This is a genomic window from Curtobacterium sp. VKM Ac-1393, from assembly GCF_015350995.1.
Taxonomy (GTDB): Bacteria; Actinomycetota; Actinomycetes; order Actinomycetales; family Microbacteriaceae; genus Curtobacterium.
Genome location: NZ_JADKRW010000002.1, coordinates 621,892 through 646,478, shown reverse-complemented (window position 1 = coordinate 646,478; position 24,587 = coordinate 621,892). Strand labels below are relative to the sequence as shown.

25 protein-coding genes are annotated in these 24,587 nt (G+C 70.7%); 5 read left to right on the top strand and 20 right to left on the bottom strand.

The features are described from left to right. Nucleotides 1–13: 13 nt before the first annotated feature. Entirely contained in the window at nt 14–391 is a 378-nt protein-coding gene (locus ITJ59_RS06885) for a LysM peptidoglycan-binding domain-containing protein (RefSeq protein ID WP_194650337.1), read from the bottom strand. Nucleotides 392–626: 235 nt separating this feature from the next. On the opposite strand from ITJ59_RS06885, the gene lexA reads away from it, so the two are divergent. Beyond that, nucleotides 627–1,271, top strand: a complete 645-nt coding sequence (lexA, locus tag ITJ59_RS06880; protein ID WP_194650336.1) for a transcriptional repressor LexA — start codon at nt 627–629, stop codon at nt 1,269–1,271. A gap of 279 nt (nt 1,272–1,550) precedes the next feature. Here the strand turns inward: lexA and hflX are convergent, their stop codons facing one another. After that, nucleotides 1,551–3,089, bottom strand: a complete 1,539-nt coding sequence (gene hflX, locus ITJ59_RS06875; protein WP_194650335.1) for a GTPase HflX — start codon at nt 3,087–3,089, stop codon at nt 1,551–1,553. Between the two features lie 61 nt (nt 3,090–3,150). Here hflX and ITJ59_RS06870 point away from each other — a divergent pair, with 61 nt between their 5' ends. After that, nucleotides 3,151–3,762, top strand: coding sequence for a class I SAM-dependent methyltransferase (locus tag ITJ59_RS06870; protein ID WP_194650334.1), 612 nt, complete (start codon nt 3,151–3,153; stop codon nt 3,760–3,762). 196 nt (nt 3,763–3,958) lie between these two features. On the opposite strand, the gene dapF is transcribed toward ITJ59_RS06870, so the two are convergent. The 14 genes from dapF to ITJ59_RS06800 all read right to left on the bottom strand — a co-directional run bounded on the left by dapF (nt 3,959) and on the right by ITJ59_RS06800 (nt 18,793). Continuing rightward, the gene (gene dapF / locus ITJ59_RS06865) at nt 3,959–4,849 is read right to left on the bottom strand and encodes a diaminopimelate epimerase (RefSeq protein ID WP_194650333.1); all 891 of its coding nucleotides are present in this window, start codon (nt 4,847–4,849) and stop codon (nt 3,959–3,961) included. Next, nucleotides 4,846–5,757: a tRNA (adenosine(37)-N6)-dimethylallyltransferase MiaA gene (miaA, locus tag ITJ59_RS06860; RefSeq protein WP_194650415.1), complete on the bottom strand. Its 912-nt coding sequence runs from the start codon at nt 5,755–5,757 to the stop codon at nt 4,846–4,848. The genes dapF and miaA overlap by 4 nt, the downstream gene beginning before the upstream one ends. A 70-nt stretch (nt 5,758–5,827) precedes the next feature. Further along, nucleotides 5,828–7,321, bottom strand: coding sequence for a tRNA (N6-isopentenyl adenosine(37)-C2)-methylthiotransferase MiaB (miaB, locus tag ITJ59_RS06855; RefSeq protein ID WP_194650332.1), 1,494 nt, complete (start codon nt 7,319–7,321; stop codon nt 5,828–5,830). 26 nt (nt 7,322–7,347) lie between these two features. Then, nucleotides 7,348–8,214 (bottom strand): regulatory protein RecX, encoded by an 867-nt coding sequence (locus ITJ59_RS19580; RefSeq protein WP_194650331.1) that lies wholly within the window; start codon nt 8,212–8,214, stop codon nt 7,348–7,350. Then, nucleotides 8,211–9,272 carry a recombinase RecA gene (gene recA, locus ITJ59_RS06845; RefSeq protein ID WP_111084595.1) on the bottom strand — a complete coding sequence of 354 codons (1,062 nt, stop codon included), beginning with the start codon at nt 9,270–9,272 and terminating at the stop codon, nt 8,211–8,213. Before recA ends, ITJ59_RS19580 begins: the two co-directional genes overlap by 4 nt. A 300-nt stretch (nt 9,273–9,572) precedes the next feature. Next, nucleotides 9,573–9,797 carry a DUF3046 domain-containing protein gene (locus ITJ59_RS06840; RefSeq protein ID WP_194650330.1) on the bottom strand — a complete coding sequence of 75 codons (225 nt, stop codon included), beginning with the start codon at nt 9,795–9,797 and terminating at the stop codon, nt 9,573–9,575. A 102-nt stretch (nt 9,798–9,899) separates the two neighbouring features. Continuing rightward, a complete protein-coding gene (locus ITJ59_RS06835) occupies nt 9,900–10,208 on the bottom strand; it encodes a helix-turn-helix domain-containing protein (RefSeq protein ID WP_027464765.1) in 309 nt (102 codons plus the stop codon). A gap of 154 nt (nt 10,209–10,362) precedes the next feature. Then, nucleotides 10,363–10,908 carry a nicotinamide-nucleotide amidohydrolase family protein gene (locus tag ITJ59_RS06830; protein WP_323749428.1) on the bottom strand — a complete coding sequence of 182 codons (546 nt, stop codon included), beginning with the start codon at nt 10,906–10,908 and terminating at the stop codon, nt 10,363–10,365. Continuing rightward, complete coding sequence (gene pgsA, locus ITJ59_RS06825; RefSeq protein WP_228511119.1) at nt 10,905–11,549, bottom strand: CDP-diacylglycerol--glycerol-3-phosphate 3-phosphatidyltransferase; 645 nt, start codon at nt 11,547–11,549, stop codon at nt 10,905–10,907. The genes ITJ59_RS06830 and pgsA overlap by 4 nt, the downstream gene beginning before the upstream one ends. Before the next feature lie 5 nt (nt 11,550–11,554). Next, nucleotides 11,555–14,461 (bottom strand): FtsK/SpoIIIE family DNA translocase, encoded by a 2,907-nt coding sequence (locus tag ITJ59_RS06820; protein WP_194650329.1) that lies wholly within the window; start codon nt 14,459–14,461, stop codon nt 11,555–11,557. A 120-nt stretch (nt 14,462–14,581) separates the two neighbouring features. Further along, a complete protein-coding gene (locus tag ITJ59_RS06815) occupies nt 14,582–16,258 on the bottom strand; it encodes a ribonuclease J (protein WP_194650328.1) in 1,677 nt (558 codons plus the stop codon). Between the two features lie 47 nt (nt 16,259–16,305). Then, nucleotides 16,306–17,283: a 4-hydroxy-tetrahydrodipicolinate synthase gene (gene dapA, locus ITJ59_RS06810; RefSeq protein WP_194650327.1), complete on the bottom strand. Its 978-nt coding sequence runs from the start codon at nt 17,281–17,283 to the stop codon at nt 16,306–16,308. A 182-nt stretch (nt 17,284–17,465) separates the two neighbouring features. Further along, nucleotides 17,466–17,963 carry a dihydrofolate reductase gene (locus ITJ59_RS06805; protein ID WP_194650326.1) on the bottom strand — a complete coding sequence of 166 codons (498 nt, stop codon included), beginning with the start codon at nt 17,961–17,963 and terminating at the stop codon, nt 17,466–17,468. Then, complete coding sequence (locus ITJ59_RS06800; RefSeq protein WP_194650325.1) at nt 17,963–18,793, bottom strand: thymidylate synthase; 831 nt, start codon at nt 18,791–18,793, stop codon at nt 17,963–17,965. Before ITJ59_RS06800 ends, ITJ59_RS06805 begins: the two co-directional genes overlap by 1 nt. A 37-nt stretch (nt 18,794–18,830) precedes the next feature. On the opposite strand from ITJ59_RS06800, the gene ITJ59_RS06795 reads away from it, so the two are divergent. Then, a complete protein-coding gene (locus tag ITJ59_RS06795) occupies nt 18,831–19,751 on the top strand; it encodes a TIGR01777 family oxidoreductase (RefSeq protein WP_194650324.1) in 921 nt (306 codons plus the stop codon). A 7-nt stretch (nt 19,752–19,758) separates the two neighbouring features. Here ITJ59_RS06795 and ITJ59_RS06790 read toward each other — a convergent pair whose 3' ends face one another. Together ITJ59_RS06790 and dapB are read right to left on the bottom strand one after the other, a co-directional pair. Further along, nucleotides 19,759–20,229, bottom strand: a complete 471-nt coding sequence (locus tag ITJ59_RS06790; RefSeq protein ID WP_416354856.1) for a tetratricopeptide repeat protein — start codon at nt 20,227–20,229, stop codon at nt 19,759–19,761. Between the two features lie 4 nt (nt 20,230–20,233). Beyond that, nucleotides 20,234–20,980 carry a 4-hydroxy-tetrahydrodipicolinate reductase gene (gene dapB / locus ITJ59_RS06785; protein WP_228511116.1) on the bottom strand — a complete coding sequence of 249 codons (747 nt, stop codon included), beginning with the start codon at nt 20,978–20,980 and terminating at the stop codon, nt 20,234–20,236. Between the two features lie 23 nt (nt 20,981–21,003). Between dapB and ITJ59_RS06780 the strand changes: the two genes are divergently transcribed. Then, the gene (locus ITJ59_RS06780; protein ID WP_194650322.1) at nt 21,004–21,519 is read left to right on the top strand and encodes a GNAT family N-acetyltransferase; all 516 of its coding nucleotides are present in this window, start codon (nt 21,004–21,006) and stop codon (nt 21,517–21,519) included. A gap of 49 nt (nt 21,520–21,568) precedes the next feature. On the opposite strand, the gene ITJ59_RS06775 is transcribed toward ITJ59_RS06780, so the two are convergent. Together ITJ59_RS06775 and ITJ59_RS06770 are read right to left on the bottom strand one after the other, a co-directional pair. Further along, the gene (locus ITJ59_RS06775) at nt 21,569–22,171 is read right to left on the bottom strand and encodes a histidine phosphatase family protein (RefSeq protein WP_194650321.1); all 603 of its coding nucleotides are present in this window, start codon (nt 22,169–22,171) and stop codon (nt 21,569–21,571) included. A gap of 8 nt (nt 22,172–22,179) precedes the next feature. Further along, the gene (locus ITJ59_RS06770; protein ID WP_194650320.1) at nt 22,180–23,514 is read right to left on the bottom strand and encodes a M16 family metallopeptidase; all 1,335 of its coding nucleotides are present in this window, start codon (nt 23,512–23,514) and stop codon (nt 22,180–22,182) included. A gap of 246 nt (nt 23,515–23,760) precedes the next feature. Here ITJ59_RS06770 and ITJ59_RS06765 point away from each other — a divergent pair, with 246 nt between their 5' ends. Further along, nucleotides 23,761–24,408, top strand: coding sequence for a TetR/AcrR family transcriptional regulator (locus ITJ59_RS06765; RefSeq protein WP_194650319.1), 648 nt, complete (start codon nt 23,761–23,763; stop codon nt 24,406–24,408). The last annotated feature ends 179 nt before the right edge of the window (nt 24,409–24,587 follow it).

Below are 24,587 nucleotides of genomic sequence, written 5' to 3'. Positions count from 1 at the left end.
TACTCGGTCGTGGCTACTCGCCCGACGTGTACTTCGTCGGGATGGAGATCTGCTCGCCAGCCTGCAGCCCGGAGCCGTCGAGGGCGTTCAGGCTGATGACGTCCTGTACGAAGTCGCGCGGGTCGGCGTTCGGCGCGGTCGTCTCGGCGAGCTGCCAGAGCGTTTCGCCCGGCTGGATCGTCACGGTGTCGAAGTGGGTGCGGGCGCCGCCGGCGGCAGCGTCGCCGGCCGACGCCTGCCCGCCGTTCAGCACGGCGAAGGCGACGACGATGAGGAGAGGGAGCGCGGCGAGCGTCGTGAAGACGATGCGGCCGCGGCGCGTGAGACGCAGGCGGACGCGCACGGCGGGTGCCGCGGTGCGCTGGATGTCAGCGATGGCGATGGTGCTCATGTCGTTCTTGCCTTCCCGTTCGGGTGAACCGAAGTCGTGTACCGAACATAGTTTCGAATCGGGCGACGCACAAGTCCTGGGAGAGGATTTCTGCGGGGTTTTCTTGCGACACGCTCGAACAGGTGTTTGTCCGGGGTTGACCGGTCGGATACTGTTTCGATCGACTGGGGCAAGTCAAACGGGGACCACCGACATTCCCGCCACGGCCGCTCAGCACCGACGAAAGCGAGACGACGTGGTGGACGAACTGCGGGGCCAGAAGCCGCTGACCGCGAAGCAGCAGACGATCCTCGACGCGATCCGTGCGTCCATCGCATCGCGGGGGTACCCGCCGAGCATGCGCGAGATCGGTGACGCGGCCGGGCTCTCCTCGTTGTCGAGCGTGTCCCACCAGCTGGGACAGCTCGAGCTCGGCGGCTGGATCCGCCGCGACCCGAACCGCCCCCGCGCACTCGAGGTCCTCGTCGACGAGCCGACGTCGGACGCCGGCGGCCCGGACATCGACGCCACGACGCTCGTCCCCCTGGTCGGCCGGATCGCCGCCGGTGTGCCGATCACCGCCGAGCAGCACGTCGACGAGATCGTGCCGCTGCCCCGCCAGCTCGTCGGCTCCGGCGATCTCTTCATGCTCAAGGTCGTCGGCGAGTCGATGATCGACGCCGCGATCTGCGACGGCGACTGGGTGGTCGTCCGGTCACAGCAGACCGCCGAGAACGGTGACATCGTCGCCGCGATGCTCGACGAAGAGGCGACGGTCAAGGTGTTCCGTCAGCGCGACGGTCACACGTGGCTGCTCCCCCGCAACACCGCCTTCGAGCCGATCCTCGGCGACGCCGCCACGGTGCTCGGCAAGGTCGTCGCGGTCCTCCGCTCCCTCTGACCCGCGCCGGACGCCACGTGCGCCGGACGCCGGCGTCCTCGCACGACGCCGCCTGCACGACGAGACGCCGCCGGATTCGGCGGCGTCTCGTGCGTTGCGGGGCGTCTCAGGAACACGACGGCGTCATGCCCGAACGACTCCGGCACTGCGAGCCGCCGTCTCAGGAACACGACGGCGTCGTGCCCAACAGACTCGGGCAGTGCGACGCCGGCGTCTCAGGAAGACGACGGCGTCCTGCGGAGCCGGGACGGGCCTCCCGAGCGTCAGCCGGTACGGCCGTCAGGAGGTGACGGGCGTGACCACGTACGGGTCGAGCTCCGAGACCTGGCGCTGGAAGACACGCACACGCAGGCGGGTGCCGTCCTCGACGTAGTCGACGGACTCGACCGAGCCGGCGTCGTGCAGCGTGGACACGAGGTCACCACGGTCGTAGGGCACGACCACCGTGAGCTCGACGTCGGGCTCCGGCAGGCGGTCCTCGATGGCGCGGAGGAGCTCCGGGATGCCCTCGCCGGTACGGGCCGACACGAACACGGCGTCCGACGCGAGCCCGATCAGGACCAGGCGCTGGGCGTCGTCGATCAGGTCGGCCTTGTTGAACACGACGATCTCGGGGATGTCGTGTCCGCCGACGTCGCCGATGACCTCGCGCACCGTGGCGAGCTGCGCTGCCGGGTCCGGGTGCGATCCGTCGACCACGTGCACGATGACGTCGGCCTGGCCGACCTCTTCGAGCGTGGAGCGGAAAGCCTCGACCAGCTGGTGCGGCAGGTTCCGGACGAACCCGACGGTGTCCACGAACGTGAACTCGCGGCCCTTGGTGCTCTCGGTGCGTCGGACCGTCGCGTCCAGCGTCGCGAACAACTGGTTCTGCACCAGCACGCCGGCGCTCGTCAGGCGGTTCAGCAGTGAGGACTTGCCGGCGTTGGTGTAGCCGGCGATGGCGACGCTCGGCACCTCGTTGCGGTGCCGGTCGGCACGCTTCGCCTCACGCGCGGGTCGGAACCCGGCGATCTGGCGACGGAGCTTCGACATGCGCGTGTGGATGCGACGGCGGTCGAGCTCGATCTTCGTCTCACCGGGACCACGCGACCCCATGCCCGCACCGCCGGAGACCTGACCACCGGCCTGCCGGGACATCGAGTCACCCCAGCCGCGCAGTCTGGGCAGCAGGTACTGGAGCTGGGCAAGCTCGACCTGGGCCTTGCCCTCTCGGGTCTTCGCGTGCTGGCTGAAGATGTCGAGGATGACGGCCGTGCGGTCGATCACCTTGACCTTCACCACGTCCTCGAGCGCACGGCGCTGCGACGGAGCGAGCTCGGTGTCCGCGATGACCGTGTCGGCGCCGGTGGCCTTGACGACCATCGCGAGTTCCTCGGCCTTGCCCTTGCCGAGGTAGGTCGCCGGGTCGGGGTTCGGTCGACGCTGGAGGAGTCCGTCGAGGACCACCGCGCCGGCCGTCTCGGCCAGGGCGGACAGCTCCCGCAGGGAGTTCTCGGCGTCCTGTGCGTCACCGTGCGGGTACACGCCGATCAGGACGACCTGCTCGAGCCGCAGTTGGCGGTACTCGACCTCGGTGACGTCCTCGAGCTCGGTGGAGAGGCCCGCGACGCGGCGCAGGGCCGCGCGGTCCTCACGGTCGTACTGGTCGCCGTCGCCGTCCCACCCGTGCTCGTCGACCGAGCGGGTCTGGATCGCCTGAGCGGGGGCGAAGATGGACGATGCTGCGCGGCGGTCGGCGTTGCGCAACACCCGTTCGACGACACCGTCTGCGCTGTCGTCGTTGGTCTGGTCGTTCTGCTGATGGGTATCCGTCATCCTGTCCACAGGGTACCTCCGGCGAGCCTCGGACACACCGGGTTCCCGCTACGGTTCATCCATGGCGAACGACCACTACTTCTCCGCGAACCCGTCATCGGACACCCGCGAACGCCAGATCGACGTCGACCTCGCCGGCCGGCCGCTCACACTGACCACCGCCGCAGGGGTCTTCAGCCCGGACGGCCTCGACCGCGGCACGCGCGTCCTGCTCGGTGCCGTCCCGCCGCCTGCGCACGACGGCGCCCTGCTCGACGTCGGCTGCGGCTGGGGACCGATCGCGATCACGATGGCGCTGCACTCCCCCGACGCGCACGTCTGGGGTGTGGACGTCAACGAACGGGTCCTCGGGCTGGCGCGGACCAACGCCGAGGCAGCCGGGGCGTCGAACGTCACGATCGCCCTGCCCGAGGATGTCCCGGCCGACCTGCGCTTCCGGACGATCTGGTCGAACCCGCCCATCCGGGTCGGCAAGGACGAGCTGCACGAGATCCTGCTCACGTGGCTGCCCCGGCTCGAGGTCGAGGGCGACGCCTGGCTCGTCGTGTCGAAGGACCTCGGGGGTGACTCGCTGCAGCAGTGGCTGGTCGGCGCGCTCGGGGACGGGTTCCGCGTGACGCGGGCGTCCACCGCGAAGGGGTTCCGCGTCATCCGCGTGCATCGCGCCGCGTAGGCGCGCGCGCCGCGCGCGCGGGCCCGCCCCGCGGCAGCCCGCGGCGGCCCGCGGCGGCGGGGCACCGAGTGAGCAGAAGACGACGGGTAGCCGCGAACGACCCGTCGTCTTCTGCTCACTCGACGAAGGAGCGCCCCGCGCACGCGTCCCGCGCCGCGCCCCGCACCCCGCGCCGCGCCCCGCACCCCGGGCCGCGTCAGACCGTCAGGTCCCCGGAGAACACGAGCTCGGCGGGCCCGGACAGCGACACGTGCTCACCGTCCTCTGCCGCGAACATCCGCACCGTCACGACGCCGCCCGGCACCCGCACGCGCCAGGTGTCCGGCGCACCGGACCCGACCCAGTACCGCGTCGCCAGGGCCGCAGCCACCGCACCGGTACCGCACGACAGGGTCTCGCCGCTGCCCCGCTCGTGCACCCGCATCGTGATCTCGCCGACGCCGTCCTTGATGAGCGGATCACCGGGCAGCACGAACTCGACGTTGGCACCGTGCTCGGGCGCCGGGTCGAGCACGGGCAGGAAGGTCAGGTCGAGGTCGGCGAGTTCGTCCTCGGTCGCGACGGCGACGACCACGTGGGGGTTGCCGACGTCGATGCCGATGCCGGGCCGCGCCCCGTCGAGGTTCTTGGCGCGCACCATGACGTCGTCGGACCCACCGCCCTCGATGCCCAGGTCCCACCGGCCGAGGTCGGCGGCGAAGCCGTTGGTGGTCCGCTGGATGTCGACCAGGCCCTTGCGGCTGCCCACGGTCAGGGTCTCGCCGGGTGCCAGCTCGACGAGGCCGGACTCGGTCAGGTACCGCGCGAACACCCGGATGCCGTTGCCGCACATCTCCGCGACCGTGCCGTCGGCGTTGTGGTAGTCCATGAACCACGTCGCCGCGGGTTCGACGGCCACCAGGGCGCGCCCCTCGGGGATCGCCTCGGACCGCACTGCGCGGATCACGCCGTCGCCGCCCACGCCGAACCGTCGGTCCGCGATCGCGCGGATCCGTTCGGGGGTCAGGTCGACGGTGGCGTCGGGGTCGGCGAACAGGACGAAGTCGTTGCCGGTCCCCTGGCCCTTGGTGAAGTGCAGCTCGGTCACGGGACGATCCTACGGGCCAGTTCCGACAGGTCCCCCCGGTCCGCTCCGGTGACGTCGAGGGTCTCGGCGTCGGTGTAGCGCCGGAACCAGGACACCTGCCGACGGGCGTACTTGCGCGTCGCGACACCGGTCGCCTCGACCGCGTCCTCGACGCTCGCCGTCCCCCGCAGCACCTCGAGCGCCTGCGAGTACCCGATCGCGGCCCGCGCGGTCTTCCCCTGTTCGATGCCCTGCTCGCGCAGCGCCGCCACCTCGTCCACGAGCCCGGCGGCGAACATGCCCGCCGCGCGCGCGTGCAGCGCCGCGACGAGCTGCTCGCGGTCGCGCCGCAGGTGCAGGATCCGGGACGGTCGCCAGGCGCGGGGCGCGGACGGGAGGCTCGGGGACACGACCTCGGATCGGCTCGCGATCTCGAGTGCCCGGATCAACCGCCGTGGGTTGCGTGCGTCGATCGTCGCTGCGGCAATCGAGTCCATGCCGCGGAGCCGCTCGAGCAGGATGCCCGGACCGAGCTCGTCGTGCTCGCGCTCGAGCTGCGCGCGGAGTTGCGGGTCGGTGCCGGGGAACGCCAGGTCGAACAGGACGGCGGAGACGTAGAGCCCGCTCCCCCCGACGAGCACGGCGACGCCGCCGTCGGCCTGGATCCGGTCGACGTCCGCTCGGGCCGCCAGCTGGTAGGCGGCGACGCTCGCCTCGTCGGTGATGTCGAGCACGTCGAGTTGGTGGTGCGGGATGCCGTGCCGTTCGTCGACCGAGAGCTTCGCGGTGCCGATGTCCATGCCGCGGTACAGCTGCATGGCGTCGGCGTTGACGATCTCGGCGTTCCGACCGGCGGCGCGGAGGCGTTCGGCGATCGCGATGCCGAGGTCGGACTTGCCGGTCCCCGTCGCCCCGACGACGGCGATCAGATCAGCGTCGAGGGCGTCAGGCTCGGGGTGCTGGGCCGGGTCGCTCTCGGGGGCGTCCCCGACGGGGCCGTCAGCGCCCGACACGGAGCGTGGGCAGCCCGAGCGACACCGGACGCGGACCGTCGCCGGGCGCTGCCGGGGCCGGCACGCCGCAGCTCTCGGCCTCGGCGCGGTCCCAGGCGTCGCCCGCTCGGGTGCGTCGGATGCGCAGTGGAGCGTCGTCGTCGGCGATCAGGAAGTGCGGGGCTGCTCGGGTGACCTCGACCGTGACGACGTCGCCGGGCCGCGGAACCGCGGAGCCCTCCGGAACCGCGAAGTGCACGAGCCGGGAGTCCTCGGCGCGTCCGGACAACCGGCGGGTGGCGTCGTCCTTGCGTCCCTCGCCCGTCGCGACGAGGACCTCGACGCTCCGGCCGACCTGCGCAGCGTTCTCTTCGGCGGTGATGCGTTCCTGCAGGGCGACGAGCCGCTCGTACCGCTCCTGCACGATGTGCTTCGGCAGCTGGTCGTCCATCGTCGCCGCCGGGGTGCCGGGGCGGATGGAGTACTGGAACGTGAAGGCGCTGGCGAACCGCGCCTGCTCGACCACGCGCAGGGTGTCCGCGAAGTCCTCTTCGGTCTCGCCCGGGAACCCGACGATGATGTCGGTCGAGATCGCCGCGTTCGGGATCTTCGCGCGCACCCGGTCGAGGATGCCGAGGAACCGCTCGCTGCGGTAGCTCCGTCGCATGGCCTTGAGGACCCGGTCGGACCCGGACTGCAACGGCATGTGCAGCTGCGGCATCACGTTCGGGGTCTCGGCCATGGCGTCGATGACGTCGTCGGTGAAGGCGGCCGGGTGCGGGCTCGTGAAACGGACGCGCTCGAGACCGTCGATCGTGCCGGCCGCGCGCAGCAGCTTGCCGAACGCCTGTCGGTCGCCGAACTCGACCCCGTAGGAGTTCACGTTCTGACCGAGCAGGGTGACCTCGATCGCGCCGTCGTCGACGAGCGCCTGGATCTCGGCGAGGACGTCGCCCGGGCGGCGATCCTTCTCCTTGCCGCGGAGCGAGGGGACGATGCAGAACGTGCAGGTGTTGTTGCACCCGACCGAGATCGACACCCAACCGCTGTGGGTCGAGTCGCGCTTGGTCGGCAGCGTGGACGGGAACACGTCGAGCGCTTCGAGGATCTCGATCTGCGCTTCGTCGTTGTGCCGTGCACGCTCGAGCAGCGTCGGGAGCGACCCCATGTTGTGGGTCCCGAACACGACGTCGACCCACGGCGCCTTCTCGAGGATGACGTTCTTGTCCTTCTGCGCCAGGCACCCGCCCACGGCGATCTGCATGCCGGGGTGGTCGCGCTTGATGCCGGCGAGCTGCCCGAGGTTGCCGTACAGCCGGTTGTCGGCGTTCTCGCGCACCGCACAGGTGTTGATCACGACGACGTCGGCCTGCTCGCCGTCCGCCGCCGTGTAGCCCGCAGCCTGCAGCGACCCGCTCAGTCGCTCGGAGTCGTGCACGTTCATCTGGCACCCGTAGGTGCGGACTTCGTAGGTGCGCTGGCGCGCTGCGACGGTGGCCATGGTCGTCCCAGTGTAGGTCGGGGCGACTACTCGAACCGCACGGTCCCACGGCCCGTCGGAGGCCGGCGCCCACCGCCGTCGAGGGCCCGCTGCACCGCGATCCGGACGACACCCGAGCCGTAGCCCTTGCGCATCAGGAACCCGGACAGACGGCGCTCGGCAGTGGCACGGTCGAGCCCGCGCATCTGTGGCGCACGCTTGTCGGCGAGCTCCTGCGCGCGGATGAACTCGTCGTCCTCGTCGTCGGCGGCTTCGTCGAGCGCCGTGTCGATCGCGATCTGGTCGATGCCGCGACGACGCAGCTCGGTGACCACGCCTTGCCGCCCCAAACCCTTGCGGGCGTGCAGGCGGTCCACCAGGTCGGTGGCGAGGGCGACGTCGTCGAGCAGCCCGACCCGGGTCAGGCGTTCGATCTCGTGCTCGACCACATCGGGGTCGAGGTCCTGTTGCGTGAGCAGCGTCCTCATTTCGGACTCGCTCACGCCCTTGCGGCCGAGCGCCCGCATGCTGAGCCGCTCGGCGTCGGCGCGCTGCTCGTCGAGGGGACGCGGAGCGTCCGCCGGGTCGAGTTCTTCGCCGCCGGCGATCGAGAAGACCGACGCCGTCGTGGCGTCCGCCCCGTCGTCGTCGTAGCCGTCCTGCTCCGCCCGCGCGGTCCGACCGGAACCGTCGCCGATGACCGGCGAGACCCAGTCGGCCTGTGCACGTGGCCCGCGGAGGGGCAACGGGACGGGGGTGTCCGCGTCGTCCTCGAGCACGGGCTCCGGAACGCTGGGCACCGTCCACGCGGGTTCGGGGGTGGGCTCCGCAGCTGCCGGGGCCCGACGACGGGACCTCGCACCGAACAGGTCGGTGACCGGTGCGAGGCCGTCGTCGTCGTGGTCGGTGCTCACGCGCCCTTGCGCTCCGCGAGCTTCGGCGCGATCGACTCGACCGGGGCCTCTTCCGCCTTGGCGCCACCGACGCCGAGCTTGGCGAGGATCTTGCCCTCGATCTCAGCCGCGGTGTCGGGGTTCTGGATCAGGAAGGAACGCGAGTTCTCCTTGCCCTGACCGAGCTGGTCGCCGTCGTAGGTGTACCAGGCACCCGACTTCTTGACGATGCCGTGGTCGACACCGAAGTCGAGCAGCGAGCCTTCGCGCGAGATGCCGACGCCGTACAGGATGTCGAACTCGGCCTGCTTGAAGGGCGGCGCCATCTTGTTCTTGACGACCTTGACGCGGGTGCGGTTGCCCACCGCGTCGGTGCCGCTCTTCAGCGTCTCGATGCGGCGGATGTCGAGGCGGACGGACGCGTAGAACTTCAGCGCCTTACCGCCCGAGGTGGTCTCCGGGGAACCGAAGAACACACCGATCTTCTCGCGCAGCTGGTTGATGAAGATCATCGTGGTCTGCGTCTGGTTCAGCCCACCGGCGAGCTTCCGCAGCGCCTGGGACATGAGGCGGGCCTGCAGACCGACGTGGGAGTCACCCATCTCGCCCTCGATCTCGGCACGCGGCACCAGTGCTGCGACGGAGTCGATCACGATGAGGTCGATCGAGCCGGAGCGGACGAGCATGTCCGCGATCTCGAGCGCCTGCTCGGCGGTGTCCGGCTGCGACACGAGCAGGGCGTCGATGTCGACACCGAGCTTCTTGGCGTACTCGGGGTCGAGCGCGTGCTCGGCGTCGATGAAGGCCGCGATGCCACCGGCGCGCTGGGCGTTGGCGATGGCGTGGATGGTGAGGGTCGTCTTACCCGACGATTCCGGGCCGTAGATCTCGACGATGCGGCCGCGCGGCAGTCCCCCGATGCCGAGCGCGACGTCGAGCGCCACCGACCCGGTCTGGATGACGTTGACGGGTGCGCGTTCGTCCGAACCGAGGCGCATGATCGCACCCTTGCCGAACTGCCTGTCGATCTGTGCGAGTGCGGTCTCGAGGGCCTTTTCGCGGTCTGCCGGTGATGGCATGGGGTGCTCCTTCGTGCTCGTGTTCGGCCGCCTGTAGGCTGTCGCGTCCACGCCGACCGGTGGTGCAAGGCCGATGGTTCTGCGACAAGGCTTCGGGCTGTTCCCGATGTCCATCAACCTATGGCGGGCCACCGACATCACTGCCGACGGTCACGCGATCTGTGGATGGAACACCCGGGCGACGCCGCTGTGCAGGAACGTACCACCGATCGAACACCCGTTCGAGCAACACGCCGAACACAGTTTCGGTCGACAGCGACAGCGACCGCGACCGCGACAGCGCCACCGAGCGCAGCCGCCTCAGCCCTGCGGCTCCGCCAACCCCTTGCCGTGCCGCCGGTCGAGCGGGACGTCCTGGGAGTCACAGACGGCGTCCCACACACGGCGAGCGTCGACACCCGCACCGAGGGCGTCCACTGCCGAGCGGCCACCGAGCTCCTCGAGCACGACGTCACGGGTGACCACGGACCCGTAGGCCTCGCCGAACACCTGGTCGACGGCCCGCCAGAATTCACTCACCCGCATCCGTCCAGCCTAAACGCTGCCACGCCCCGCTCCCCACGCCGCCGCCCGAACGCAGAACGCCCCCGCCGGGAGGTTCCGGCGGGGGCGTTCGGTGCGGGGCGCTCAGCGCACCGCGAGGTCGTTGTCGAACTCGGCGACGAGGTCGTCCGGGAGCGTGTCGGGGACGGGAGTGAGTCCCTCGACGATCGCGAGGCGGTCGCCCACCTCGCGCATGATCGTGGAGATGGGGGTGTCCAGCGCATCCGCGACGGATGCGAGGATCTCCGAGCTGGCTTCTTTCTGACCACGCTCGACCTCACTGAGGTACCCGAGCGCCACACTGGCCTTGGACGCGACCTGACGGAGGGTCCGGCCCTTCTGCAAGCGGAAGTCCCGAAGCACATCGCCGATTTCCTGACGAACGAGAACCATGAGAACTCCTCCTCTCTGTCGTCTCCGCGCCCGCGCGGTCCGGAGGACCGAGTTCGGGTTCAGCAACAGTAGCGTTGCCGGTTCGAGCATGCTAACCAGGCTGGCTGCCGTCCTGCTGGAGATTGCGTGAGATGTAACCCAGTGGAAACGAGACCTATTCCCGGCCCCGGACCACGGACGACATCCGTGTCAGGAGTTCGGAGACGGTGGCCGTCCGGATTGCCGTGCGGTCGCCGTCCAGGTGCAGTTCCCAGGCAGTGGCACCGTCCGCCGATGCGATGCCGATGAACACGGTGCCCACCGGCTTGCCGTCCTGCGGGTCCGGTCCGGCCACCCCGGTCGTGCTGATCCCCCACGTCGCCGGTTCTCCGTCGACGGCCAGCGCGGTGCGGACACCCGCGGCCATCTGTCGCGCGACCTCGGGATCGACGGCGCCGTTGGCGGCCAGGAGGTCGGCCGACACCCCGAGCACCGAGTGCTTGACGGGTGTCGCGTAGGCCACGACTCCCCCGCGCACCACGGCACTCGCCCCCGGCACGCCGACGAGCGTCGACACGACGAGTCCGCCGGTGAGCGATTCCGCCACGGCGACGGTCGCACCGCGACGCGTCAGGTCGGCGACCAGGTCCAGCGCGATCGCGTCGACCGTGTCGGCAGGGCCGGGAGGCACGGCGTCGGTCGCGTCGTCGGCGCGCGTCACGCGGTGGTCCGGTTGTGCTTCCACGCCTGGTAGAGGTAGTCGATGCCGCTGAGCACGGTGGCGAGGAACGCCGCGGTCATCAGGACCACGTTGACCCAGTGCGCCCAGTCGCCGACGAGCTCCCACCACGGGAAGAGTGCCGACGTCAGGGCGACGGCCTGCAGCACGGTCTTGATCTTGCCGCCGCGACTGGCCGGGATCACCCGGTCCGACAGCACCGCGAAGCGGAACACCGTGATGCCGATCTCGCGCACCATGATGAGCACCGTCACGTACCAGGGCAGCTCGGCCAGGATCGACAGGGCCACGAGCGCGCCGCCGATCAGGACCTTGTCGGCGATCGGGTCGACGAGCTTGCCGAAGTCGGTGACCAGGTTCTGCCGCCGGGCGATGATGCCGTCGGCACTGTCCGTCACGATCGCGACGACGAAGACGATGGCTGCCCAGATGCGCAGCGGGCCGTCGTCGCCGGCGTCGGTGAGCAGCAGCACGAAGAACAACGGCGCCATCAGGATGCGCACCACGGTGATGATGTTCGCGACGTTCGCCGTCGATGCGGGGCCGGGGCCCTTGCGGAGCAGTCGCCCGCGCCAGGGGAACTTCGCGCCGTGCGTCGTGTCCGTGCTGTCCGAGGCGGTCATCGCCTTCACTCCCTGCCCGTCAGTCCCCACGCGTCCTCATCGGGCTCGTCGTGCACTTCATCGTACCCGCGGGTCATGTCGCCCACGGGGTCGGCGCTGTACCGGTCGCCGTCGTCGCTCGGTCCGGGCACGGGGGCCACGGGGGCCGGCGCGGCGGGCGGCTCCTCGCCGCGCAGCTTCGCGAGCACCGATGGCAGCTGGTCGGTGGTCACGAGCACGTCGCGGGCCTTGGACCCCTCGGACGGTCCGACGATGTCGCGGGACTCCATCAGGTCCATCAGGCGGCCGGCCTTGGCGAACCCGACGCGGAGCTTGCGCTGCAGCATCGACGTCGACCCGAACTGCGTCGAGACGACCTGCTCGACGGCCGCGAGCAGGAGCTCGAGGTCGTCGCCGATGTCGGCGTCGATCTCCTTGCGCTCGACCACGGCCTGGACGTCCTGGCGGTACTCGGGCTGGGCCTGGCGGGTGACGTGCTGGACGACCTCGGCGACCTCGCCCTCCTGCACCCAGGCGCCCTGCACACGGAGCGACTTCGACGAACCCATCGGCAGGAAGAGCGCGTCGCCCTGACCGATGAGCTTGTCGGCACCGGGCTGGTCGAGGATGACGCGGGAGTCGGTGACGCTCGTCACCGCGAAGGCGATGCGCGACGGCACGTTCGCCTTGATCAGGCCGGTGATGACGTCCACCGAGGGCCGCTGCGTCGCGAGCACCAGGTGGATGCCGGCGGCGCGGGCGAGCTGGGTGATGCGGACGATCGACTCCTCGACGTCGCGCGGTGCGACGAGCATGAGGTCGGCGAGCTCGTCGACGACGACGAGCAGGTACGGGTACGGCTTGAGCTTCCGCTCGCTGCCCGCCGGCAGGACGATCTCGTTGTTCTCGATCGCCTTGTTGAAGTCGTCGACGTGGCGGAACCCGAAGGACGCCAGGTCGTCGTACCGCATGTCCATCTCCTTCACGACCCACTGCAGCGCCTCTGCCGCCTTCTTGGGGTTCGTGATGATGGGCGTGATGAGGTGCGGGACCCCGGCGTAGATCGAGAGCTCGACGCGCTTCGGGTCGACCAGGACCATGCGGACCTCGGACGGCTTCGCGCGCATGAGCAGCGACGTGATCATCGAGTTGATGAAGACCGACTTGCCGGAACCGGTCGAACCGGCGACGAGCAGGTGCGGCATCTTCGCCAGGTTCGCGACGACGAAGCCGCCCTCGACGTCCTTGCCGACGCCGATCGTCATCGGGTGCTTCGACTTGCGCGCCGCGTTCGAGCGCAGCACGTCGCCGAGGGACACGATCTCGCGGTCCGAGTTCGGGATCTCGACACCGATCGCGCTCTTGCCGGGGATCGGCGAGAGGATGCGGACCTCGTTCGAGGCGACGGCGTACGACAGGTTCTTCGACAGCGCCGTGACGCGCTCGACCTTGACACCAGGGCCGAGCTCGATCTCGTAGCGGGTGACCGTCGGGCCGCGGGAGAACCCGGTGACCTTCGCGTCGACCTTGAACTCGGTGAGCACGCCGGTGATCGCGGCGACGATGTCGTCGTTCGCCTGGCTGCGGGCGACCGAGGGCGTGCCGGAGCTCAGCGTGGTGGCGGCGGGCAGACGGTACGGCTTCGACGGGTCGTCGTCGGTCGCCGCGGCGGAGAGCTCCTCGGGCTCGTCGACGACAGGGTCCTCGACGAGAGGGGCCGCGACCACGTCGGGCACCGCTGGGCGGATCGCCGCGGTCGGCTCCGGACGGGCGGGCACGTCGGTGCCGAAGTCCCGCAGGGCCTGTTCGGCGACCCGCAGGTCCTGCTCGACGGAGTCGTTGAGGTTGACCGACGCGGGCTCGGCCGGGGTCAGGTCCACCAGGCCGGCGGCAGCGCCCGCGTTGGGGCTCGCCACGGGGACGGCGGGTGCAGCCGCCGCGGCGGGCGGCGCCGTGGGCGCGACACCGGTGGCCGGGGTCAGGACGGGGCTGTCGTACGCCGGGTCCTCTTCACGCCCGGACTTGTTCCGGCGCCACCACGGCACGTTGTCACCGTCGGCAGCGTCCTCGCCAGCTGCGCGCTCGTCGCCGAACCCGAGGTCGTCGAAGAGCTGGAAGTCCGTGTCGCCCTTCTTGCCGCGCTTCGGGGTCTTTGCCCGGGCGGCGGGTGCTGCGGCGGCCTCGACCTCGACCTCGGCGGCGGGTGCCGGGGCGCCGAACAGGTAGGCGTACAGCTCGTGCAGGCGACGGCCGACCTTGTTCGGCGGCGTCTTGGTGATGATGAAGAGCGAGAGGACGAGCAGCACGATCGCCACCGGGACGGCGACCCACGCGGTCGCGATCGTCACCAGCCAGCCGATGACCACCCAGCCGAGCACCCCGCCGGCCGCAGCCAGGGCAGGCATGCCGTCGGCTGCGCTCGGTTGCCCGCCGAACACGTGGCAGAGCGAGGCGATCGAGACGAGCAGGATCCCCAGGCCGATGCCGATCCGGGTGTTGTCGTGCACCGAGGCCGGGTGCCGGAACAGCCACCCGGCGAAGACGACCATGATCACCGGCAGCGCGAACGCCAGCCGGCCGAACAACCCACCGAACGTGTACGCGTCCAGTGCGACCGACACGCCGTTCGTCGGGTTGAGCCACTCGACGACGGCACCGGCGATGGCCAGCACGAACAGCAGGAACGGGAACCCGTCGCGCCGCTGGTCCTTCTCGAGGGACTCCTTGCCGAGCAGTCGGAACATCGCCCCGACGCCGTGCGCCATCGCGAGCCAGAAGGTCACGAGCGGGTTCTGCTCACGGAACACCGGTGTCGGTGCAGCCTGCGGCAGCTTCTTCGTCGTGGCCTGGGTGCGCGACGAACCGCGCGTCCCGTTCCCACGGGACGACGTGGACGCGCGCGAGCGCGTGGTCGACTTGGTGCCTCCGGCCATGGGCAGAACCCTAATCCCCACCCAGGACAAACCAAGGGAGGCCCGCCGCAGCATCCGTGACGGACGCTGGACAGGCCTCCCGGTCGAACGCGACGAACGCGACGAACGCGACGAACCGCGCTACGCCTCGATGACCACCGGGACGATCATCGGACGACGACGGTGCTTCGTGTTCACCCAACGACCGACGGTGCGGCGGACGACCTGCCCGAACGCGTGCGAGTCGCGCGTGCCGTTGGCAGCCGCCTCGGCGATCGCCTTGGCGATCTGCGGACGGACGTCGTCGAAGACCGAGTCGTCCTCGGCGAAGCCGCGTGACTGGATCTCCGGGCCGATCACGCACTGGCCGGTGGTGAAGTCCACCGCGGCGAAGATCGAGATGAAGCCCTCCTCCGCCAGGACACGGCGGTCCTTGAGGTCGGCGTCGGTGATCTCGCCCACGGTCGAACCGTCGACGTACACGTAGCCGATGTCGAGTTGGCCGGCGACCGTCGCGACGCCGTCCTTCAGGTCGACGACGATGCCGTCCTGCCCGAGGATCACGTTGCGCGGCGGCACACCCGTCTGGATCGCCAGGTCGGCGTTCGCGTACAGGTGGCGGTGCTCGCCGTGCACGGGCAGGACGTTGCGCGGACGCAGGATGTTGTAGCAGTAGAGCAGTTCGCCGGCCGAGGCGTGCCCGGAGACGTGCACCTTGGCGTTGCCCTTGTGCACGACCTTCGCGCCGAGCTTGGTGAGCCCGTCGATCACGCGGTAGACGGCGTTCTCGTTGCCCGGGATCAGCGACGAGGCGAGGATGACGGTGTCGCCCTCGCCGATCTCGATCTGGTGCTCGAGGTTCGCCATGCGCGCGAGCACGGCCATCGGCTCGCCCTGCGACCCGGTCGACATGTAGACGATCTGGTCGTCGGGGACGTTCTTCGCCTTCTTCGTGTCGATGAGCACGTTCTCGGGCACCCGGAGGTAGCCGAGGTCGGCGGCGATGGTCATGTTGCGGATCATCGAGCGCCCCATGAACGCGACCTTGCGGTTCGCGGCCGCGGCGGCGTCGAGGACCTGCTGCACACGGTGCACGTGCGACGAGAAGCTCGCCACGACGACCTTCTTGCGGGCGCGCGTGATGATGTTCTCGAGGACCGGTCCGATGTCGCGCTCCGGAGCGGTGAAGCCCGGCACGTCGGCGTTCGTCGAGTCCGGCAGGAACAGGTCGACGCCCTGCTCGCCCAGGCGCGCGAAGGCACGGAGGTCGGTGATGCGGTCGTCCAGCGGGAGCTGGTCCATCTTGAAGTCGCCCGTGTGCAGGACACGACCGGCGGGGGTCGTGATCGAGACGGCGAGGGCGTCCGGGATGGAGTGGTTCACGGCCACGAACTCGAGGTGGAACGGGCCGAGCTGCTCGGTCTGGTCCTCGGCCACGACGAGCGTGTACGGCTTGATCCGGTGTTCCTTGAGCTTCGCCTCGACGAGCGCGAGGGTCAGCGTGGAGCCGATCAGCGGGATGTCGTCGCGGAGCTTCAGCAGGTACGGGACCGCGCCGATGTGGTCCTCGTGGCCGTGCGTGAGCACGACACCGAGCACGTCGTCGAGGCGGTCACGGATCGGCGCGAAGTCCGGCAGGATCAGGTCGACCCCGGGCTGGTGTTCCTCGGGGAAGAGCACGCCGGCGTCGACGATGAGCAGCTTGCCCTCGTACTCGTAGACGGTCATGTTGCGACCGATCTCGCCGAGTCCCCCGACGGGGATGACGCGGAGGGTGCCGGGTTCGAGCGGCTGCGGTGTGGAGATCTGGGTGGGCATTCGGTCCTGACTGTCGTGCTGCGCGCGTCCAGCGCGCAGCGGTCTTCCTAACGTGTGGTGCCTGGCACCTTTGGCAGTGCGCCGCCGGCCGCTGCGTTGCGGTCGGGGCGGAAGTTGGAGAAGTCGGCGCCGGGCACGTCGCGCACGGCCTCGAGCGAGGTCTCGATGGCGTACGCCTCGGAGTCCTCGGGGCCGACGAGCGGCAGACGGACGCGCGGGCTGCCGATGCGGCCGAGCCCGTGCAGGATGTACTTCGCCGCGACGGTGCCGGGCACGTGGGTCATCACGGCGCGGACGAGCGGCTCGAGGCGCTTGTGCTCGGCGGTCGCGGTCGCCAGGTCGCCGCGGTTCACGGCGTCGATGATGGTGCGGTACGGCGCGCTCGTGATGTTCGCGGTGACGCCGATGAGGCCGGTGGCGCCGATCGACAGGTGCGGGAGCACGTTCGTGTCGTCGCCGGAGAAGTACATGAGGTCGGTGTTGTTGAGCACGCGGGACACCTCGGCGAAGTCGCCCTTGGCGTCCTTCACCCCGAGGATGTTCGGGTGCTTCGAGGCCCGCACGATCGTCTCGTAAGTGATCGGGATGCCCGTGCGCCCGGGGATGTCGTACAGCAGGACCGGCAGGTCGGTGGCGTCCGCGATCATCCGGAAGTGGGTGAGCACGCCCGCCTGGGTCGGCTTGTTGTAGTACGGCGTGACGATCATCACGCCGTCGGCGCCGGCCTGCTCGCTCTGCTTGTACAGGTGGATCGCGTGCGCGGTCTCGTTCGAGCCGCCGCCCGTGATGATCTTCGCGCGGCCGGCCGCGACGGACTTGCCGACCTCGACCAGACGGAGCTTCTCGGGGTCGGTCAGCGTGCTGGTCTCGCCGGTGGTCCCGGTGACGACGATGCCGTCGGCGCCGGCGGTGATGCAGTCGTCGATGTGCTGCTCGACGCCGGGCCAGTCGACCTCGCCGTCGGCCGTGAACGGCGTCACGAGGGCGACGAGGACCTGACCGAAGGGATTCTCACGCGTGGACACGGGAACCAGAGTACCGGGGATGAGCGTGTCGGCCGCCGTCCGGGTGGACGGTCGCCTGCCTGCGGCGCGGACGGGAGGCCCGGATCGCCTCCGTCAGGCGCGGCCGGCCCGGTGGGAACCAGGTTCCGGACACCACACCACGGGATTGCGCGGTGCTGTGTCCGGAACCTGGTTCCGAACGCTCAGGCGCGGCGCCACTCGAGAAAGCGGTAGCGGGTCCCGCCGTGACGGGACTCCTGCCACGGGCCCTCGTCGGTGAGCGTCCAGCCGTCCGACCCGCCGAGCGTCGGTGCGACGGTGTCGCCAGGGACGTCCACGTCGATGACGGTCTCGGACACCCGGTCGGCGCGGTCCAGCGCCGCGGCGTAGACCTGCCCGCCACCGATGACCCAGACGGGCTCGCCGCTGTCGTCACGGCCATCCAGCGCGGTGCCGAGGTCGTGCACGACCTCGGCACCGTCAGCGGTCCAGGACGCATCGCGGGTGAGCACGACGTTGCGCCGACCGGGCAGCGGGCGGAAGCGCTCCGGCAGGGACTCCCAGGTGCGACGGCCCATCACGACGGTCGCGGTCCCGGTGACCTGCCGGAAGTGCGCGAGGTCCTCGGGCACGTGCCAGGGCATGCCGCCGTCGGCCCCGATGACCCCGCCGGTCGACCGGGCCCAGACCATGCCGAGCATCAGACAGCGACCGCGGCCTTGATCGCCGGGTGGTGGTGGTAGCCGACGACGGTGAAGTCCTCGTACTCGTAGTCGTCGATCGAGTCACGCGGGGCGAGCTCGAGCGTCGGCAACGCGTACGCCGTGCGGGACAGCTGCTCCTCGACCTGCTCGACGTGGTTGTCGTAGACGTGGCAGTCGCCGCCGGTCCAGACGAAGTCGCCGACCTCGAGCCCGGTCTGCGCGGCGATCATGTGGGTCAGCAGCGCGTAGGACGCGATGTTGAACGGCACGCCGAGGAACATGTCCGCGCTGCGCTGGTAGAGCTGGCACGAGAGCTTGCCGTCGTTGACGTAGAACTGGAAGAACGCGTGGCACGGCGCGAGGGCCATCTCCGGGATCTCGGCGACGTTCCACGCCGAGACGATGAGTCGGCGGCTGTCCGGGTTCGTGCGGATCTGCTCGATCACCTGGGCGATCTGGTCCACGTGCTCGCCGGACGGGGTCGGCCACGAACGCCACTGCACGCCGTAGACCGGGCCGAGGTCGCCGTCCGCGTCCGCCCACTCGTTCCAGATCCGGACACCGTGCTCCTGCAGCCAGGTCGCGTTGCCGTCGCCGCGCAGGAACCAGAGCAGCTCGTACGCGATCGACTTGAAGTGCACGCGCTTGGTGGAGACGAGCGGGAACCCCTGCGACAGGTCGTAACGGAGCTGGGCACCGAACAGGCTGCGCGTCCCGGTGCCGGTGCGGTCGCCCTTCGGCGTGCCCTCGGTGAGGACACGGCGGAGCAGGTCCTCGTACGGGGTGGGCACGGTCGGGTCGGGCTGTACGGTCTCGCTGTCGCTCACACGCAGAAGCCTACGTCGGGTGAGTAGCGTTGCAGGCATGGCAGACACGGCGGCAGAGCCGCTCTCGATCCTGATCGCCGGAGCATCCGGCTTCATCGGCACCCCGCTCGTCCGCGCCCTGCGCGAGGCGGGCCACCACGTGACCACGCTCGTGCGCCGCGAGCCGCACACGGCGACGGAGTTCCGCTGGGCCCCCGGACAGCGTCCGCTCGACCCGGCCGTCGTCGACGGTGCCGACGTGGTGATCAACCTGGCGGGGGCCAACATCGGCAAGCTGCCGTGGACCGCGAAGTACCGCGACGAGATCCGGCGCTCGCGCGTCGATGCGACCGAGACCCTGGTCGAGGCGATGCGGCACGCCACCACTCCCCCGGCTCTGTTCCTGTCCGGCTCGGCCTCCGGCATCTACGGCGACCGGCCGTCCGACGTCCTGCAGGACGACGCGGCGCCCGGCACCGGGTTCCTGGCCGAGGTCTGCACCGCGTGGGAGGCCGCGGCGAACGCGGCACCCGAGGGGGTCCGTGTCGTCACGCTGCGCACCGGCATCGTCATCGGCGAGGGCGGCGGCGCGCTCGCACCGATCCTGCCGCTGACGCGGTTCGGGCTCGGCAGCCGCCTCGGCACCGGTGGGCAGCACTGGCCGTGGATCGCGCTCGAGGACGAGGTCGGAGCGATCGTGCACCTGGCGACGAGCCCCCTGGCGTCCGCCGTCAGCGGGCCGGTGAACCTGGCCGGCCCGGAACCCGTGGTCGCTGATCGCATCACGAAGCGCGTCGCCGAGGACCTGCACCGCCCGTACTTGTTCCGGATCCCGGAGTTCGCGCTGCGACTGGCGCTGCAGGACGCAGCGGACGAGATGCTGCTGTCGAGTCAGCAGATGGTGCCGACGAAGCTGCTCGAGTCCGGCTACACCTTCCGCTACACCCGCGCCTCGGACGCGGTCGACGCGGTCCTCTGACCGGGGCTCAGGCGCTCGCCCGTGACAGCGCGGTGCGCATCGCGGCGCGGGCGCGCTTCCGGTCGCCCGCAGCGTCGTAGACGACCCCGAGGCGGTACCAGGCACGCCAGTCCGCCGGGTCGTGCTCGACGGCGGCCCGGTACTGCGGGAAGAGCTCGTCGGCGGCTTCGCGCGTCGGTCGGCCGGACGGACGGACCGGCACGACGTCCTCCGGCGCACCGCCCTCGGCCTCGAGCCGCGCGCCGAGCCGGGTGATCCGGAGGCCGAAGCGGAACTCCAGCACGAGCAGCAGTGCCCCGATCGCCGCGACGACGAACAGGGCGACGCCGATGCCGATGCCGATCGGGATGCCGGTCGCGATGAACGCCACGGCCCGCTGCCCGACGAGCACGATGTAGAGCGCCAACAACACCGTCATCAGGGCCGCGCCCCAGAACGGCGACCGTATCGTGCGACCGGCCCGTGCGATGCGTCCCACCGGGTCAGCCGATGCCGAGGACGCTGCCGAGACCCACGGTGAGTCCGCGGGCGGATCCGAGGGCGGCCAGTGCCGCGCGGATCCCGGCGACGTAGGCGACGTCGTCGTTGGTGTCGTGCCGGATGGTCAGGGTCTCACCGGGGCCGCTGAACAGGACGTCCTGCACGGCCTTCACGCCGGGCAGCCGGAGCGAGTGGATCGGCACGCTCGCCACCTGCTGGCCGCGGGCACGCTGGTCGACGTGCGGCGCCTCGACCGGACCGACGTCGCGGCGGGCATCGGCGATCAGTTCGGCGGTGCGGACCGCCGTGCCGGAGGGCGAGTCGATCTTGCCGGCGTGGTGCGTCTCGACGATCTCGACGGACGGGAACCACGGGGCCGCGATCGTGGCCAGGTGGGTACCGAGCACGGAGCCGATCGAGAAGTTCGGGACGACGAGCACGCCCTGGTCGGGGCGGTCCTGCAAGGCGGTCCGGAGGCTCGCGAGCCGTGCGGCCGACCAGCCCGACGTGCCGACGAGGACGTTCGCGCCGCTCGACAGGGCGTTCTCGACGATCGCGGGGCTGAGCGCCGGCACCGTGACGTCCACGACGAGTGCCGCTCCGCCGAACACCGACGGGGGCGCTTCGTGCGCACCGTCCTTCGAGGACAGGCGGGCGACGAGCTCGAACTCCGGGAGTTCCTCGACGACGGAGGCCACGAGGCCCCCGAGACGACCGGTGGCGCCGACGACGGCGACGGGAGTGACCATGCGGTCCATCCTAGGATCGACGCATGTCAGTCGAGGTCAGGACCGTGCCGGCCGTTCTGCCCGAGGTCGACGTGCTGCTCGACGCGTACCTGGACGAGCGCGAGGCCACGTTCCCGAACGCGCAGGGCACCTACTCGCGCACGCGCACACCGGCGGCGGAGTTCACGCCGCCGAACGGGGTCTTCGCGGTGGCGTACGACGACGGGGTCGCGGTCGGCTGCGGTGGGCTCCGGCGGATCGCCGACGACACGGGGAGCCCCGACGTCGCGGACGGTCCGGACGTCCGGTTCGAGGTCAAGCACGTCTTCGTCACGCCCGCAGGACGAGGCCGGGGCGTGGCGACGGCGGTCATGGATGCCCTCGAGCGCGCCGGCGCCGAACTCGGCGCGACGAGCATCGTCCTCGACACGAACGACTCCCTCGTCGCGGCCGCAGCGATGTACCGCAGCCGGGGCTACGAGCGCGTCGCGCCGTTCAACGAGAACCCGAACGCGACGGCCTGGTACCGCAAGCGCACGGACCGCGAGCCGGTGGTCTGAGCCGCCACGGGCCTCCCGGTCGACGCCGACCACCGGCCGGCGCGCGACGCTAGACCGGTTGGCCGACCGGCAGTCCGGTGCGGAGTTCCACCGGCAGGTGGGCCAGGTCGTTCAGGGTGACCACCTCGGCCGGCTTCGCGGAGCGGATCCGGATGATCGTCAGCGCCGTGTGCGCGACGTTCGTACCCATCCAGCGCCACTCGGGTGCCTGGAACGCCTCGCGCACGAACCAGCCGATCACGGCGTTGTGGGTGATGAGCAGGTCGTGCCGGTCCTCGCGCGCCGGGGTGAACCACTCGGACACGGCGTCGCCCATCTGGGCCTGGCCGGCGATGATCTCCTCTTCGGTGACCCCGCCGTACCAGCCCTGGTACGCGTGCGGCATGTCCGGGGTCGGACCGGAGGGGACGCAGTCGAAGAGCAGCGTCGACGGCTCGGGCTGGATGGAGGGCAGTCGCTGCGCCAGGAACGCCGCGGTCTCGCTCGGTGCCTGCAACGGGGAGTGGTAGACGCCGTCGAACGGCAGTCCGCCCAGGCGGTCGGCGACGAGCATGGCCTGACGCTTGCCGCGCTCGGACAGTTTGCCGTCGCGGAGGCCGTGCTCGGCGTCCTGGTGTTCGCCGTGCCGGACGAGGTACAGGTAGTGGGACATGTCCGTGCTCAGCTGCCCATCCCGATCGCTGCGCCGAGTTCGTCCTGCTGCACGGCCCCGACCACCGACGTGATCGTCGGGCGGGTCAGCAGGTCGCGGGCGAGTTCGAGCACGCCGTCGGTGGTGACCCGATCCACCCGCTCCAGTGCGGTCGACAGGTCGGTGTACTCGCCGGTGCCGAGCTCGGAGCGGCCGAGGCGGGTCATCCGGGCGTCGGAGTCCTCGAGCGACAGGGTCAGCGCACCCTCGATCTGTCCCTTGGCCCGGCGCAGTTCGTCGTCCGTGATGCCGTGGTCCACCATCCGGCGGAACTCGGCGTCGATGATCTCGATCACCCCGGGGACGTTGTCAGGGGCGCAGCCGGCGTAGACGCCGAAGGCACCGTTGTCGAGGTAGGCCGGCGCGAACGAGGACACCGCGTACGCGAGGCCCCGGCGCTCGCGGACCTCTTGGAACAGACGGGAGCTCATGCCGCCACCGAGCACCGCGTTGAGGACGCTCAGGGACGGCCGACGCTCGTCGCGCAGGTCGAGGCCCTGTGATCCGCGGAGCATGCTGACCTGCTCGGTCGGACGGTGCACCACGGAGAGCTTCGGCTCGATGGGGTCCGCGACGGTCTGCGGCGTGCGCCGGGCGAGCGGCTCGGCGTGCGGGGCGTCGTGGAAGACCGCCGCGACCTCGTCGCAGAACCGGTCGTGGTCGACGGCACCGGCGGCCGTCACGACGATGCCGTTCGGGGCGTAGTGCTCGCGGTAGTGGGCCAGGACCTCGTCGCGCTGCACGGCACGGATGCTGTCCGGGGTACCACCGATGGGGCGGCCGAGCGGGTGGGCGCCGAACGCGGCGGCGAAGAAGGCCTCGCCCGCGACGTCGGCCGGGTCGTCGGCGGCCATCGCGAGCTCTTCGAGGATCACGCCACGCTCGACCGCGAAGGCGTCGTCCTCGAGCACGGAGGCGGTCACCATGTCCCCGATCACCTGCACGGCCATCGGGACGTCGGCGTCACGGACCCGTGCGTAGTAGCAGGTGTACTCCTTGGCCGTCGCGGCGTTGTGCTCGCCGCCGACCGAGTCGAACGCGATGGCGATGTCGAGCGCCGACCGGGTCTCGGTGCCCTTGAAGAGCAGGTGTTCGAGGAAGTGCGTCGACCCGAACTGCCCGTCACGCTCGTCGCGCGAGCCGACGCCGACCCAGAACCCGATGCTCGTCGAAGCGGCACCGGGCACCGCCTCGGTCAGCACGCGGACGCCGGAGGGGAGCACGGTGCGACGGACGAAGGCCCCGCCGGACGTCAGGAACGACGTGTCCGGGGCCCCGAGCGGCAGTGGCACTGGCTGGTTCATCGCAGACGAGCCTACTGACCGCACCGCGCTGGCCGCCCAGTTTCCACAGGCCCGGCGCCTGCCACCCGAAGAGGGGTACAAAATATGTGGACAGACCGACTCGTCTGTCTGTCCTCCTTGTGGTACAGTCGTTCACGTCGGATCGGAAGCCCCCCTATATTTCGATCCGGCGGCTCGGGACATCAGTCCTCGCGGCCACGAGTCCCCCCACTCGGTCGCGGAGCCGATGAACCAAGGAGCCACGCTGTGACGGTCGATTCCCCCCAACCGGCCGTCCAGCGTCTCCTTGGTCCGAGCACGAACCTCGCGTCGCCGGACGGGTCGAGCGTCCCCCCGACTCCCCGCTCCGGCGGCGCGAAGGTCCGCATCCTCGAGACGGCCATGCGCCTGTTCTACGAAGAGGGCATCCACAGCGTCGGCGTCGACCGTCTCATCTCCGAGGCGAGCGTCACGAAGGCGACGTTCTACAAGCACTACGGGTCGAAGGACAACCTGATCCTCGCCTACATCCGGACCCAGCACACGCTCGTGCAGGAACGGACGGAGCAGCTCGTCGCCGACGCCGGCTCCCCGGCCGCAGCGGTCCGCGCCTGGGTCGCCGCCCTGGCCGACGAGGTCAACGACCCCGGCTTCCGCGGCTGCGCGTTCCTGAACGCCGCCGCCGAGTACCACGATCCCCGCGACCCCGTGCGCGAGGTCGTCGCCACCCACCGCGACTGGTACACCGACCGGCTCGCGACCCTGCTGCAGGAGTCTGGTCACCAGCTGCCGGGCGACGGTGCCGACGAGCTCATGCTCGCGCGCGACGGGGCGATGGCCGGTGCCTACGCCGGTGACGCCATCGCGGCGACCGCAGCCCTCGGTCGCGTCGTCGACCGCGTCCTCGCCGGCTGACGCGCGGCTGGTCTGTGCGCCGTGCGCGTGCGCGTGCGCGGGCGCACCGTGCGCGTTCTGGCGCCCCGTGCGAGCTTCCGCGCTCCGTGCGCGCCTACAACGCCGCACCCAGCCCCCAACGCCGCACCGCCCGACGAAACGAGCACCGTGTGTCGGGCTTCGGGCGCCCACCGAGGCCA